The following is a 13,760-nucleotide window of genomic DNA, read 5'->3' as shown; positions in this document are numbered from 1 at the left end:
ATGTGATTTTGGCAGGCGAGATATTTCCGGCAAGCACCTCGCGGGCCGGATCGCGCTGGAAGGCATCGAATCCATCCATTAACCCGGCTGCAACGGCTGGGGTCATGGCCGTTCCATTGGCGTGTATAGACGTCAAGGGCGGGGCGCTGTCTCGCGGGCTGAGGGGCAGCCTTTATCTTCGGAATCTGCCGTTGAAACGTAGCTGGCAAGGCCTGCATGCATCTGAACAATACGGAATAATGCACATTATGAAGAACGCCGGCATCAGTTGCGGCCGCAAAGTAGGCAATTCCGTGCCACTTCGTGCCTGGAACCAGTCAGCCTGAAGGCGGCAGTTTTCGCGACTGTCTTCGGCGCGAGAGGTGAAAGTCGGCAATTTTAAGATAAACGGCGCGGGTCAGCGGTTGCAGGTCCAGTCCGGCTGCGCGGACCGGTTGCGTCGTTGTTCGGCGGACGGGTGTTGATCCTTGCCGCTTTGCGGATTTCCCTGGCACGTCCGCGAATGGCCGGTCGGAGTTTCTCGGTCAGCACCGTGAAAGCCGGGGCTTCCTCGCCGCGTAGCACGAGACGGGCGGCGGCGTGGTAGACGCCGAGGTTGGACAGGTCGTGCTCGGTCATGCGGGGCATGGTGTGCCGCGCGAGCTGCCTGGCATCTTCCGGCGAGAGGTTGAAGAAGAACTTCGACCTGGCGTTGGTGCTGATTCCTTCCGACAGTTCCTTCGTGAGTTTCGCGAGGTACTGGTGGGCCAGGATTACGGCGAGCCGGTAGGCGCGGGCTTCTGCGAGCATGTCCTCGATCGGGTAGGGGAGGTTGAGGAAGTTCTGGCATTCGTCCATGTAGAGGCTGGAATCCGGGCGCAGGTGTTGCGGTACGGCCGAACGACGGGTGGTGGCTTGCCAGGTTCTGGCGACGACGATCGACCCGAGGAGCTGCGAGGTCTCCATGCCGAGCGCGTCGCGGGAGATCCGTACCAGGCAGATGCCTCCGCCGTTGAGGACGTCGTCCATGCTTACGGTGGACGGGCCCCCGGCGATGGCTGCGCGGACGAAGGGCCGCAACAGAAATCCCCGGACCTTGTTCATGAGCGGGGCGGTGACCTGCGTACGTCCGGCTTCCGACATGCGCTCGTACGCGGTCCAGAAGCCTTTCAGCACGTCGTCGTCGATCTGGTCGCAGGCGCGCTGGCGGAACGCAGGCACAGTCAGCAGCTTCGGCAGATCGACCAGAGTCGGAGTACCGGGCATTTCGCAGAGCGTCAGCAAACCGGCGCGCATGATGTCGTCGGTGCGAGGGCCCCAGGAAGAGGCGTAGATCCGGGAGAAGATGCTGACGAGGTTGTCGACCGCGAGAGCCTTGTCCGTTCCTTCCAGAGGGTTGAGCACCGGCGGGCGCGTGCGGCTGTCGGCGTCGAAGAGCACGACGTTCTCGCCGAGTCGCCTGGGTAGCCGCATCAGGATGTCCTGAACGAGGTCGCCCTTGGGATCGATCACGACGCTGCCGCGGCCGGCGTCGGCGTCGTCGAGGGCCATGCGCGCCATCAGTTCGGACTTTCCGGACCCGGTGGCACCGATGAGGTGCACGTGCTGGCGGGCGTCGGCGACGTACAGCGCGACGGGGCGCGGGTGACCGGAGTCTGACAGCCCGAGGGGTTTGACCCGGTCGCCGGTCGTAGGGATGCCGGGTGGGGGCGGTACGGCCTTCGCACCGGCTCGCTGTAGCCCGGGGGCGGCGTCGTCGGTGGGCAGGTGGGCGATTGCGGCCAGCTCGGGGATGGAGAGGAGGTCGCCTTTGCGGAGTTGGCGTCCGGCCAAAGCCTCAGCCGGCCGACGGAGCCGGGCCCGGCGGTAGTAGTTGTGCTCGGAATACGCAGCGAATGCGGACGCGATCGCGTGTGCGCGGCCGCTGAGCACTTCCCGTACGGGCTGGACTTCGGCGGGAGAGGTGCCCGCGGGGACTGTGGTGGCGACCGCGTAGCGGATGAGCGTTTCGAACTGGTTGGCGCGCAGCTTGTCCACGACGGCGCGGTCTTGGGCGGCGTACTCGAGGCTGGTCTGGCGATCCAGCTGGGGTTTCCGCGTACTTGCCGATGCTCTGGGAGCTTTTCCAGGTGAGATGAGGGCGGTGACGAGATCGAGCGCGCGCCCGACTGGGTTGACTGAGCTTCCTGCATTCACCCGACGCGCCGCACGACGGACCTTGGCCACGCGGTGACCTGCGACCGGGCGGGCCAGTACTTGCACGCACGCACGCTCGTGCGGCCCGAGTCCGACTGGCGCGCCGAGCAGCGCGCGAATCGGATCGACGGGGTGCTCGGTGCGGATCGGCAACGCTTCCGTGCGTCCTAGGCGCAGTTCCCCGCCGACGGCTTCGACCCGGTGTCCGGTCGCGGCGGTGAGCGGGATCGGCGGTTTTGCTGGACTGGTGCGGGTGTGGGCACCGGGCCAGGCTGCTTCGAGGGCACGTTCGACCATGCCGGGAGGTACGAGGCCAGGCACCCAGAGCCGGATCCGCACGGCGTCCGCGGTGAAGTTCAGCTCGAACCCGATGTGCGGCTGGCCGCTGAACCTGCGGAGCCAGCCCGGTCGCAGCAGCCCGACCAGGTTGGACCAGGCGGTGATCGCCCCGGTCGGATCGACTGTCGGTGGTGCCAGCACGGTCACCAGCCGCGCGTCATCGACCAGCTTTCGGTGGTACCGGCGACGCCGCTGGTGGCGTGCGGCGACCGCAGCGGCGATGGCGACTGTCAGGACCGGCCCGGCGACCGGCCCCCATGCCAAAGCAAGATCGCGCATGGAGGAGAGCAGGCTCTGGAACACGCCGAGCGGATCGCGCAAGTAGTCGCCGAACGGCGACGCGAGCACTCCGGTCGCGAGACCGGCGCGCGGGCCCGATGCGGAAGCCAGAGACGGGATAGCGAATGACGAGGACATCGAGGACGACCTCCTGAGGAAGCCTGCGACGGAAGAAGCACGAACCGAGTTGCGGATCAGGCTGCGCGGCGATGCTCGAACTGCTTCGCCGAGGCGCGGTTCGGCAAGTTGGTTTCGTCGACGATCAAGCGCAGATGCCGGCGGTTCTTGCGGGCAGCGCTCTCGGATTCGCTCTCGGCTTGCCATTCGGAGAACCGACGCCCGGCCATGCGCTTGAGATAGCGGGGGATCCGATTGGCCGGAACGCCGACGAGGTGCGGGCCGAGCACTGCGAGCAGGTCGTTGGCCTCCTGCGACGTCCAACCAGCGGCGGCGATAGCGGCTTCGTCGGGAAACACGTCCGCGACGCGATCGGATTCAGGGCTCAAATCCGCGTCCTGGGTTCCGCCGTAGGAGTAGACCCACAAGAAGTTCGGGGGCGGTTCCGGTTCGACGAGCAAGCGGAACCTGGCAACTTCCTTTGTGTAGGCATAGAAATGTGTGTCGGGACGGGCGCGACAGATGCGCAGCCATGCCTGCAAGTACGCGGAGCTGAAGAAGTCGCCTGCGTCGTGAATCCTGATCCAAGCTCCGCGGAACTTGGCTGCTTCCAGCTCGGCGAGCATGGCGGCTTCCCAGCCGGGCAGGTCATCGAGGACGAACATCAGATTCGCCTGGTGCTTTGCGCGCACGACTGGCCACGTGTAGGTGCCGTGCCGGGCATAGCACGCCTGCGCGCAGATGCCGGCGCTCGGGCAGGTGTTGAAGGTGCGGCCGTCGGGCAGGCGGCCGGCCCACGCGGGCAAGGACCAGTTCCATGCGCCGATCTGGCGCATTTCGCTGTTCTGGGTGAGCAACGGCGAAGGGCGGCGAACGTTGCCGGATGCTGGCATGGGTATCCCCCTGGCTGTGGAAGGCGTTGTCGTGTGGGCGCTTGTTCTGCGAGGTGCTCAGGCGGCGTCGAGTTCGATCTGCAACGCCTCGCCGTCGCCGAGCGGGTCGGCGCTGATTTCGACGTAGGATTCCTCGGTTCCCTGTGCTGCGTCCGCAAATTCGGCGATCTCCGCTGGGTTGGAGGTGACCAGCTGGTGCTCGAACGGCGAGGCGATGGACTGGAACGCGACCCGTTGCACGCCGGTGCTCAGGAGGCCCTGTCCGCGGTCGGCGGAGAGCAGGTATTGCCGTTCGCCCATGGACAGGTCGAAGGCGCGGGTGATCTCGTCGATTGCTTGTGGGGCTTGCCGGAGCAGGATTTGCGTGGCTGCGTTCGCGATGATGGCTTTCCCCTCGTCCGAGGCAAGCAGGTCAGCGGTGTCCTGTGTGGAGATGCCCAACCCTGCCCAGTGTTTCCGCGATGCCTTGGCCATGCGGAGGAGGAATTCGGCTCCGGCGAGTACCTTCATCAGGATCCATGCTTCGTCGACTTCGACGAGTCGGGGTTTTCGGATGGCGGGGTTGGAGATCTGTCGCCAGATCGTGTCCAGGGTCAGCAGGGTGCCGATCGGTTTGAGTTCGTCGGCGAGGTCGCGCAGGGAGTGCACGACCAGGTGCCCTTCGGGCCGTGTTGTCGTGGGGCCGGAGAACAGGCCGGAAAACGCGCCGGCGACGTACGGGTGCAGCCGCGCCGCCAGCTCGGTCCCGGCGGGATCGCTGTTGGCTGAGAGGACATCGGCGAGGTCGGATAGCAGCGGTGCCGGACGAGTCCAGGTCCGCGGATCAGAGGTGATCCCAGCGCGCTGGTAGGTGGCGGTGATTGCTTGGTCGAGCACCGCGCGCTCGGTGCCCGCCAGCTCCGTGCCTAGCAGTACCGCGACGACGGTGTGCAGGAACAAGGATCGGCGGATGAGCGCGTCGCGGGGTGCGGTGCGGCGGCCGTCCGGGCGGGTGTGGATGGGCAGGTCGAGCGGGTTGACGCGGACCTGTTCCGCGCCGAGCCGGACGTATGTGCCGCCGACGGCGGCGGCCAGGCGGGCGTATTCGTCTTCCGGATCGATGACGTGGATCTCGACTCCGCGGTAGAGCGACCGCAGGATTTGGAGTTTGGCGAGGTAGCTCTTGCCTGCTCCGGAGCGGCCGAGGGTCACGCTGTTGTGGTTGTCGAGGGCGAACCGGTCGTGGTGCACGAGGCCTTGGCTGCCGACGTTGAATCCGTAGAGGACTCCGCTGGGCGCGCCGACCGAGGTGGGGTCCGGCGGCGGAAGGTCGGGGCTGGTGAAGGGGAACGCGGCGCTGAGCGCGGAGGTGTCAAAGGTGCGGCGCATGCCGACCAGGTCCATGCCCATGGGCAGGCTGGTGATCCAGCCTTGCAGGCTGCGGTAGGTGGTCGGTTTGCAGTCCAGCAGCAATGACGCGGCGAGCGACCGGATCGCGGCGACCTCGTCGGCGAGGGCGGCCTCGGTGGCGGCGTGCACGGTCAGGTACAGGCCGAGCCGGTAGAGCTTGCCTTCTCCGCGGGCCACTCGCGAGGACAGGTCGTAGGCGTCTTCGGTGGCGGCTTCGACGGCAGGATCGATCAGCCGCCCCCTCTCACTGGTGTGCTGTCTCCCGGATTCGAGCTTCGAGAGCTGCTTTTTCAGCCGGGTGGCAGCGGTGACCGGGTCGATCGGCTCGATGTGCAGCGACACGTCGACTCGTCCGGGGTAGGTCAGCAGCGGTTGCAGCCATCCGTTGTGGACTTCGCGCGGGTAGCCCGCGACCGCGAACGAGGAGACCCATTCGCCGCCGACTTCCAGTGCTCGCGGCCGGACGGAGATGGCGTCCGGGGTGAACGCGCCGGCCCGCCCAAGCGGAGTGTCCGCGACTGGATCTTGTCGGCGTTTGCGGCTGGCCTTCATGATTGACGCCTCCCCGCGAAGTTGCCGTAATCGTCGGACTCGTCGTCGTCCCAGGCATCGTCGACGTCGGCCGCGTTAGCTACCGGCTGTCCGAATGCGGCGTCGTCCCAGCCTTCGTCCGGAGCGGTCGTGATGACTTCGTCCGAGCCGGCCAGCCCGGAACCGGGCGGGATCAACGAGTCCGGGTTGCAGGCCGCGGACAGCACCGCGGTGGCCTGCCCTGCGTCCAGCGGAACGACGGTGATCCCTGCCGGGGAAAGCAACTCTGCGGCTTCGCCGAGCCGGCGTGCCAGCCGGGTTTCGGCAGCGTTGCGGGCGGCGTCGTCCACAGGGCCGGCGTGTTTGGCCGCTTTGCGTTTCGCGGACAGCATGGCCAGCGGCGAGGCGACGCCGAGGCTGTCGGTGGTGCCCGGAAGCAGGGGCTCCCGCAACACCAGCAGGACCTGGCGTCGTAGCAGATCGGTCGTGCGGCCGAGTTGGTCGAGGTATTCCGCATGCTCGCGCGCGGCGCGTTCGAGCGCTGGGTGCGGCAGCCCAGCAGCGTGCTCGCGCAGTTCCGCGATCTGGCCGGACAGATCCAGCCGTTCCGCGCGGACGAGAACCTGCACGGGTGCAGTGAGCGAATGCAAGTACCGTCCGAAGCAGGCGACCAACGACTCCTGCTCTGCCGGGGTGCGCAGGCTGAAGTTGACCGTGGAGGCGACCGCGACGACCGCGAGGCCGTCCTTGCCCAGGTCGATGACTCCCGTCTCGGTGACCGCGTCGGCGGGCAGTCGCAGCGGTGCCGGCGAGACTGCGGTGCCACCGCTGTGGTTCCGTCGCGCGGCTCCGTCGCCGACGGCGTCGACTCGGTTGGCGAGCCATTCCGGTGCCGGGCGGATGCCTTCCGGGGCCGCGACCCTGTGCAGCGGACTCATCCGTTGGCGCAGCGCAGCCAACGCCAGCCGGTCGAGGGAGATGCCGTCGCGCTGCCCCAACGCAAGGACTGCGGCCGTCGCTCCGATCGGGATCGCGAGGACCAGGAACACCGGAAGCGGCACGAAGGCACGCGTGATGGTGTAAGCCCCGTACAGCAGGAGCCCGGTGACGGCGAGAATCGCCAGTTGCCGCGCGGTCAGCGGACCGATGATGCGGTCTTCGCGGTCGACATCGGCGGGGATGCGAATCGGTTGGCTCATGGCCGGTCACCTCCGGGAGCGGGTTTCGGTGCGCGGAACACCGCGGGCGGGATCGAGGGGGTGCGGCGGTAGGAGTCCCCGATCCGGGGTTCCGGTTGTGCCGGCCGGAAAGCCGGCGCGGCCGGGCCGCCGGTCGGCTTCTGTGGCATCTGTGGTCGCGGCGGAGTCGGCGCGGCTGACTGGAATTTCAGCTTCGGCGGTACAGCAGCCGTGCGGATCGGCCGTGCCGGAGCCGGGGAATCGGGGCGACCGCGGCCCGCAGCAGCAGAGCGAAACTGCGGCGCGCGGGGTTGTTGCGTCGGACTGGGTATCGACGCGGCGGGCTCAGGCGCGGAGCTGAACTCTGGCGTCGCTGGCCCCTTTTTCGCCGGAGTGACCGCCGGATCGTGAGTGGTTCGCTGCGGCGAGGGTTGGAGGAACTGCGGTGCTTGAGACGGCAGTCTCGGTCGACGCGATGCACGTTGACGTTCGGCATCGTGTGCGGCCTTGAGCCGTTCGCCGACTGTTCCAGGACGCGGCGCGGGTTGTGGCGCGACGTCCGGTCGTCCGCCGCGACCGACGGTGCCCGTGCTTGTGTTGGCAGCGGCCTTGCGGGGTGTGCGCGTTTTGCCCATGACCATGCCGAAGGTCTTGGCCATGACGTAGGCGCGGACGAGGCTGCCGAGGAACGAGCGCCCGGAGCCCATCTTGGTCGCGGACAGCATCCAGAACGGGATCTTGAACAGCACGAAGAACAACGCGATGCCCGCCAGCAGGGTCCCGAGCGCCGACAGCGTGGACCCGAACAGATGGACGCTGCCGGACAGGATCGTCCGGACTGCGGTGATCAGCACCACCGCCTGGGCGACTTGGATGCCGAGCGCGGCAGCGATCGCCCTCCACCACCAGCGGGCCAGTGGGTCGGTGTGCGGCAGGGCATGGCAGATCAGGAGCAGCGGCCCGCAAACGATCAGGCCCAGCGTGATGACGACTCGGATGGCGTACACAACCAGCAGCGCGACGCCGACCACGACGAGCACCAAGCCGACAAGGATCGTGAACAGCCCGCCGGCCGCGGCGTTGTTGAACGCCTCGGTCATCGTGTCGCCCACCGAGGGAGGGCTGACCCCGCCGCCGAGCACGCCCTGGGTCAGGCCGTTGGCCAGCCGGATAATTTTGTCGACGAGGAACAGCGACAGTGCCGAGGCAATGAACGCGAGGGGGATCCGCGGCGCGATCTCTTTGAGCGAGTAGCGGGTCTGCATGCTCTCGTGACTCATCACGAGAATGGCGCCGGCTAGGATGAACAAGCCGTACGCGGCGACGACGACCTCCCACGAACCGTTCCACAGCTCGCCGATCCCCGGCAGGTCGCTGATGGTGGGGGTGGACAAAGCGCTGTGCCCGATCAGGTCCAGGATCGGCGACAGGGCGGAGTCGACGATGCTGCGGAACGCGGAGTTGATCGCCTCGGTGATACACGCGCCGATGTCGGTGATGCCGCACTTCGAGTCGCTGTCGCTGCTGCCGTTGCCCGGCGAGTGTGTCCCGCTCGCGGGCGGAGTTGTCGTCGGCTGAGGGATGCAGTCCTCGCCCGAGCACGGCGCGGTCGTCGTCGGACCGAGCGAAGCACAGCTGAGTTGCCCGGGAAAGCTGCATGTCGTCGGCGGAGGAACCTCGGTCGGGACGGGCAGCGGTGTGCTCGGCGGCGGCTTCGGTGTCGTCGTGGTCGGCGTTGGCAGGTGACATGCCGGCAACGGGGAACCCGGTGTGCACGGTTCGTTGGTCGGGAGCGGTGCCGGCGGCGGCGGTTGTTGCGGGTCAGCAGGCGCGGCCCCGGCGTTCGCCGCGAGCACTGCGGCGAGAAGCGCGACGACGCTGAGCAACAACAGCACGGCCGCGCGCCAGCGCCGTCGTCGATCAGGCGGCGGCCGATGCAGGCGGGCTGAAGAGTCAGACGTTCCGCAGCCGGCCGCCTCGTCGGTCCTTCTGGTGCGGCGCCGCGAGCGAACTGTCGGAGGGGCACTGGCGGTCATGACGCGCCCACGAACCCTTTGAGGATCTCGAGGACGAGTGGCACAAGCAGAGCCAGGCAGTAGCCGAACCCGGCCGCTTTGACCGCGGCCTTGGCTTTCGCGATCTCCTGAGGTTCGTTGTTCCCCCACATGTAGCGGGAGGCGCCGACGGTCATGAACAACGTGGCTAGGCCCGCCAGGATCCCCATGATCCACGTCTGGACGTTGCTCAGAATCTCGGTGACGGAGCCGGCCAAGGCGACCACCAGGGTGTCGGCATGTGCTGCCGACGCCGACGCGAGGAGCGCTGCCCCTGACAGTTGCGCGACGAACGCAGCGCGGGATCGGTGCCGACGCGACGACCGTCGTCCGCGCTTATTGGTCAGATCTTTCGACGGTCGGCCGGGCAGCCGTTCGAGGTTTCGTTGCCTGGAGTTCTGTGACGGCGGCAAGCGGTTGTCTTCGGCGCGAGCGCAGCACGGCTCGACCGTCGTGGCAGAAGAATGGTCGATCAGGCGCATGGCGGCACCTCCGAAGGGCGGGCTGAGCGCGGGTGTGTCCCGCAGCCCTGAACTCCGGATTTCGCATCCGTTTTGGACACGCGGCCCGGGCTCTTCCGCCCAGAGTCGGCGTGCTCGGCGGACACGGAAGGTGACGGCGTTGCTCTGCCTGGAGCGGGGTCGGCGGGGTGGGCGAGCGCCACCGCGGTCGCCACCTGAACGGTGAGCGGGTCAGTTGGATCGGCCTCGGCGATACGGTCGCGCAGATAGTCGGCCAGCCTCAGCTCGGCGCGTTTGCGCGCCTTGTAGGCCGCCCACTCGCCGGTCTGATGCTGTGTCGCCCAGTCCGCCACGGGCATGTGCTCCAGCCGAGTCGCGCCGATGAGCGCGGCTTCGGTCTGGGTCAGGACTCCGTCCGCGACCGCGCGGGCGAGAACAAGATCGGGGTGTCCCCACGGAGCGTGCGGCGGAGTGGAGCGGAACCCCGGTGCGACCGGAGTCGGAACCGCCAACGCCTCGGCGAGCGCCGCGTAGCCGGACCGGTAAGCAGCCCACCGCAGGCGCAGCATGATCCGCGGACGACGCAGATCGATACTCGGCAAGGCGGCGAGAAAACCTCGCAACACCTCGGCGTAGATGTCGGCCGGATCGCCGACGAACCGACTGGACAAAGTAGCCGCCACCGACGTCAGCGCGGGCAGCGCGACACCTACTGCGGCGACTGTCCAGGTTGCTCCTTCGGTACGCGAGCGCAGCACCAGATGCGCCCACACCGCATCCCGGGTCGCCTGCGGGCACCGGCGTGCCAACAGGCGATCGCGGACCTCGTCCAGTGCGACGCGCCTGTCTGGCAGGCCTTGGAAGAGCCGGCCGTCCAGCGACACCGGATGCGGCCCGGTAACCAGCCAGGTAAACGCGTCCCGTGCGATATCCAGTGAATTGGTGGCAGCCGGGGAACTGCTGCGGCGAAATGTTGATTGCGTTGCCATGTCGTGACTCCTGCGGCGTCGATGCGAACAACAACGACGCCAGGAACTCACAACGTATACTGCGGAAATATCATGGTATTACTATCTGCTGACCAGAAATCCAAGAGCAGCCTACTAGCGACCTGCTATTCGCGTCCGTGCTGCGCGAAAAAAGGGACCAGGTCACGGTCTCTCGGCGGGGTCTGACATCCGAGCTTTAGTAGGGCTTGAGCTTTGGTTATTCGTTCTATGTGACTGTCGCGTCAGCAGCTGCGCGGACGACTGTGGCGACGCGCTTCCAAAGGCTGCCCCGGTCGTGGTCGAAAAGCTTGGTAATCGAATCGGCGCGGAACGGCGGAGCAATTCACGGAACCTTGTGAGCGGCTGCACTGAGGGGCTACTTCCAAGTCTATGCAGCGTGGCTTCCAGCGGTTCTTCGAAGAGGGCTCGCCGCAGCCTGCGGCGCAGGCGGAGAAACTTCGCGAAGGCGCGTCCAAAACGAGGCTGCAATCCGGAGTTAAGGGCGTAAGAGCATGCGATACCCATCCGATGTAGGAGACTCGCGATGACCCCGGCACACGGCAACGACTCCCCAACGGGCAGTGCACACGAGCATGACCGGACTGACCCGCCGACCGCCCCGATCCCGATTCCTCGGCGACGGCGCTCGCCGCGTGTGCGCGCTCGCCGCCGACTACCGCGCCATCCCCGTCCTGCGCGACCGAGCACTGTCTGGCCGTGTGCGCAAGGCGATCTCCGCGATGGCACTGGACTGCTCGCCGACTGGCTGCTGACAGCAGTCGTCAAGATCGTCACCACCTACACGCGGCCCGGGCAGCGAGTGCTCCTGCTCGACCCCGCGCCTTACCTCGCGAAGCTCTCGTCGTGGTCGTTAATCGGCGGTCGTAGCCAGCCCTGGCCCGGTCCGTACGCTGGCTTGCACGAAGCCGGCTGGACCGTGATCCGACTCGGCCGCGGAGTCCAGACGCTGACAGATGTCTCTCGCCTCGGCGCAGCCCGCGGACGCTCCGGCGGCGCGAGCGTCGAGTCCGAGTCCGGACTCCGACTGGACCCGAACAGTCTGACCGAAGACAAAGCCGCCGGGCCGTTTGCGGACCATCGCTCCGGAGCGGACTCCGCGGCGACCGGCACCAGTCCGGACCGCTATCACCTTGTCGTAACCGCAGTTGAATCATGCACCGCCGATTGGTTCCGGCCGGTTGATTGGCCGAGTCTGCTTACCCCTTCCGGCACTCTCGCCGTAGTCACGCAAGGTGACCGATCTTCGGGTCGACTCGTCGACCCCGCCGGCTCAATAGTGCGCGCTGCGCGCCAGGCCGGACTGCGCTACCTCGATCGCATTGCTCTGCTGCGCGTACCGGTTCGCGACGGTGCGCTCGCTGAGGCTCCGGCCGCGCGCACCCGACCACAGGTATCGCCGCGCGCGCTCGCGACGCCCGCACAGCACGTTCAAGTGCACGACGACTTGTTCGTGTTCACCTGTCAACAGGCTCCGAATGCCGCCGAAGGAGAAGTGGAAACCTCCGATGAGTGACCGCCCCACACCGCCATTGCCGCATCCTCTTCCGGCGGGGAAGGAATCGCCGACACCTCTGCTGTCGGTCTGGCCGACCGGGCAGCGCGGCCCGCTTGCGCAGGTGCGCGACGCCGGCTGTGTGCCTGGCACCGAGACCGATGTCGAGCGGATTCCACCTGCCGTTGCCGCGTACGCGATCACCGCCTACAGCCACCCCGGTGACCTCGTCGTCGATCCCTCCTGCGGAGCGGGCACGGTATTAACCGAAGCGCTGCGCGCAGGGCGGCACGCGCTCGGACTGACCCCCGCCACTCCGTGGTGGGCCCTCGCTCGCGGCAACATCACTGCCGCGAAGACCGCAAATACCTGGTGCGACGGATCAGTCTTCGACGCCCAGCCAAGGGTGCTCGGGACCGTCCGGGCCGCCGGGTTGATCGGGCGAGCGGGTCTCGTCCTGACTGCCCTTCGCGCAGAGACGGATCATCGGAAGGACACGGAACTCGACTCATTCGAGTCCGTTCTCTCCCGCTTCGCCACGACACTCCACTACTGCGAGCCGCTGCTACGCACCGGTGGGCGTCTCGTCGTCGTCACGCGACCGCGGCGGAACCCGGATGGTGCACTGGTCGACCTCACCACTCCGGTCGTCGCCGCTGCAACCGCGGCCGGACTCGCACTGGTCGAGCGATGCCTTGCGCTGACCGCTGGACTGCGTGGAAGTCGGCTTGTTCCGCGGTCCTCGATTGCTGACCGCCGCGCCGCCTCCCGAGCGGCTGCCGTCGGCGAGCCGACGACACTCACCGCACACCACGAAGTGCTCGTGTTCGGCCTCGACTCCGAGGTCGAACTCGCCGCTGCGGCGTCAGGCAATGACTCTCTGCCAACTGAAGATGCAGTTGGCGTGCCCGCTGCGGGAGACCTCGCCTGGAAGAACGGGAAGTGCGCGGCATGACTGCCCGCTTGTACTGTCGCGAGTGCGGATGGCACCCCGCGTTCTGGCGGAAGCGCGCCGCGCTGCGAGCTGCTGCCCGCCACCGCTGCACCGGAATACCGGTAGCCGAGTTGCACCCAACATGGTGGACACGGCTGTGGATAACCCTGTGGACAGGGTCCGCGCATAAAGCCGCGGCTGCCACCAAGATCGGCGCGAAAGCCCCCGCCGTCGACGGCGCTCTGGTTGATACCCGTGGCGACCGCGTTCAGTGGGCCGTGCTCGCTGCGCACCACGCCGAGACCACCCGTCGTGCCCGTGCGTCGATGGCCGACATCGTCCGCGCCGGCTACCAAATCGGGCCGCCGCCTTACGGCTACCGAGTCCTGCGCGTCCGGGTCACCGGTCCGACTGGAAACAGCCGGCTGCGCGCGGTGCTCGTCCCTGACTGGCAGGCCGCCGCGGTCGTTAAGCAGATCTTCGGCTGGCGCGCAGACGACGGTCTCACGTTCGCGGCCATCGCCGTGCGACTGAACAGCGACCTGCGCCAGTATCCGGCCCCGGTGCCCAACGGGCGCTGGACTGAAAAGTCCGTCCGACGCATCGTCGTGAACGTCAAGTACACCGGGCGGCAGGTCTGGGCCCGTACCGTCGACGGCCGGCCGGTGCCCACGAAGCAATGGGTAATCTCGGCACCGAACGCCCATGAACGGCTGATCGACGACGGCACCTTCCAACGTGCCCAGCCGGGCGCACCGGGTTCAGTGGCACCACTTGACGTACTACCGAGCGCGGCAATGAACGGTCACAGCTGAACCTGCGCCGTGGTCTTGCTCTTCTGAAACGCGGCGACGAACGCAGGCGTGAACTGGGCGTCCGATCTCTTCCAACGGGGGATAGCCGGAAGC

11 protein-coding genes are annotated in these 13,760 nt (G+C 67.4%); 3 read left to right on the top strand and 8 right to left on the bottom strand.

What is annotated here, in order from left to right; translation table 11 throughout:
- Positions 1–378 precede the first annotated feature (378 nt).
- The 7 genes from D0D37_RS21400 to D0D37_RS21370 all read right to left on the bottom strand — a co-directional run bounded on the left by D0D37_RS21400 (position 379) and on the right by D0D37_RS21370 (position 10,405).
- Complete coding sequence (locus tag D0D37_RS21400) at positions 379–2,931, bottom strand: DUF8128 domain-containing protein (RefSeq protein WP_116202336.1); 2,553 nt, start codon at positions 2,929–2,931, stop codon at positions 379–381.
- Between the two features lie 56 nt (positions 2,932–2,987).
- Positions 2,988–3,803, bottom strand: a complete 816-nt coding sequence (locus tag D0D37_RS21395) for a GP88 family protein (protein ID WP_116202335.1) — start codon at positions 3,801–3,803, stop codon at positions 2,988–2,990.
- Between the two features lie 57 nt (positions 3,804–3,860).
- Complete coding sequence (locus D0D37_RS21390) at positions 3,861–5,744, bottom strand: VirB4 family type IV secretion system protein (RefSeq protein ID WP_116202334.1); 1,884 nt, start codon at positions 5,742–5,744, stop codon at positions 3,861–3,863.
- Complete coding sequence (locus D0D37_RS21385) at positions 5,741–6,922, bottom strand: PrgI family protein (protein ID WP_116202333.1); 1,182 nt, start codon at positions 6,920–6,922, stop codon at positions 5,741–5,743. The genes D0D37_RS21390 and D0D37_RS21385 overlap by 4 nt, the downstream gene beginning before the upstream one ends.
- Entirely contained in the window at positions 6,919–8,796 is a 1,878-nt protein-coding gene (locus D0D37_RS21380) for a TrbL/VirB6 family protein (RefSeq protein WP_244223606.1), read from the bottom strand. The genes D0D37_RS21385 and D0D37_RS21380 overlap by 4 nt, the downstream gene beginning before the upstream one ends.
- A 137-nt stretch (positions 8,797–8,933) precedes the next feature.
- Positions 8,934–9,437: a pilin gene (locus D0D37_RS48040; RefSeq protein WP_244223605.1), complete on the bottom strand. Its 504-nt coding sequence runs from the start codon at positions 9,435–9,437 to the stop codon at positions 8,934–8,936.
- Positions 9,428–10,405, bottom strand: a complete 978-nt coding sequence (locus tag D0D37_RS21370) for a hypothetical protein (RefSeq protein WP_116202331.1) — start codon at positions 10,403–10,405, stop codon at positions 9,428–9,430. Before D0D37_RS21370 ends, D0D37_RS48040 begins: the two co-directional genes overlap by 10 nt.
- A gap of 593 nt (positions 10,406–10,998) precedes the next feature.
- Here D0D37_RS21370 and D0D37_RS21365 point away from each other — a divergent pair.
- Positions 10,999–11,178: a hypothetical protein gene (locus D0D37_RS21365; RefSeq protein ID WP_116202330.1), complete on the top strand. Its 180-nt coding sequence runs from the start codon at positions 10,999–11,001 to the stop codon at positions 11,176–11,178.
- Between the two features lie 518 nt (positions 11,179–11,696).
- On the opposite strand, the gene D0D37_RS46730 is transcribed toward D0D37_RS21365, so the two are convergent.
- Positions 11,697–11,891, bottom strand: a complete 195-nt coding sequence (locus tag D0D37_RS46730) for a hypothetical protein (RefSeq protein ID WP_162834370.1) — start codon at positions 11,889–11,891, stop codon at positions 11,697–11,699.
- A 40-nt stretch (positions 11,892–11,931) separates the two neighbouring features.
- Between D0D37_RS46730 and D0D37_RS21360 the strand changes: the two genes are divergently transcribed.
- Both D0D37_RS21360 and D0D37_RS47470 read left to right on the top strand, forming a co-directional pair.
- The gene (locus tag D0D37_RS21360; RefSeq protein ID WP_162834369.1) at positions 11,932–12,873 is read left to right on the top strand and encodes a DNA methyltransferase; all 942 of its coding nucleotides are present in this window, start codon (positions 11,932–11,934) and stop codon (positions 12,871–12,873) included.
- A complete protein-coding gene (locus D0D37_RS47470; RefSeq protein WP_208720074.1) occupies positions 12,870–13,667 on the top strand; it encodes a recombinase family protein in 798 nt (265 codons plus the stop codon). The genes D0D37_RS21360 and D0D37_RS47470 overlap by 4 nt, the downstream gene beginning before the upstream one ends.
- Positions 13,668–13,760 lie beyond the last annotated feature (93 nt).

This window comes from Amycolatopsis circi (assembly GCF_003385235.1).
Lineage (GTDB): Bacteria > Actinomycetota > Actinomycetes > Mycobacteriales > Pseudonocardiaceae > Amycolatopsis > Amycolatopsis circi.
This window is presented reverse-complemented; position numbering and strand designations above follow the sequence as displayed.

What these genes read in the sequence shown, in the direction of transcription:
- D0D37_RS21360 (WP_162834369.1), top strand. Translation starts at nt 11,932, where the DNA reads ATGAGTGACCGCCCCACACCGCCATTGCCGCATCCTCTTCCGGCGGGG.
- D0D37_RS21400 (WP_116202336.1), bottom strand. Translation starts at nt 2,931, where the DNA reads ATGTCCTCGTCATTCGCTATCCCGTCTCTGGCTTCCGCATCGGGCCCG.
- D0D37_RS21365 (WP_116202330.1), top strand. Translation starts at nt 10,999, where the DNA reads ATGACCGGACTGACCCGCCGACCGCCCCGATCCCGATTCCTCGGCGAC.
- D0D37_RS21370 (WP_116202331.1), bottom strand. Translation starts at nt 10,405, where the DNA reads ATGGCAACGCAATCAACATTTCGCCGCAGCAGTTCCCCGGCTGCCACC.
- D0D37_RS21390 (WP_116202334.1), bottom strand. Translation starts at nt 5,744, where the DNA reads ATGAAGGCCAGCCGCAAACGCCGACAAGATCCAGTCGCGGACACTCCG.
- D0D37_RS21395 (WP_116202335.1), bottom strand. Translation starts at nt 3,803, where the DNA reads ATGCCAGCATCCGGCAACGTTCGCCGCCCTTCGCCGTTGCTCACCCAG.
- D0D37_RS48040 (WP_244223605.1), bottom strand. Translation starts at nt 9,437, where the DNA reads ATGCGCCTGATCGACCATTCTTCTGCCACGACGGTCGAGCCGTGCTGC.
- D0D37_RS47470 (WP_208720074.1), top strand. Translation starts at nt 12,870, where the DNA reads ATGACTGCCCGCTTGTACTGTCGCGAGTGCGGATGGCACCCCGCGTTC.
- D0D37_RS21385 (WP_116202333.1), bottom strand. Translation starts at nt 6,922, where the DNA reads ATGAGCCAACCGATTCGCATCCCCGCCGATGTCGACCGCGAAGACCGC.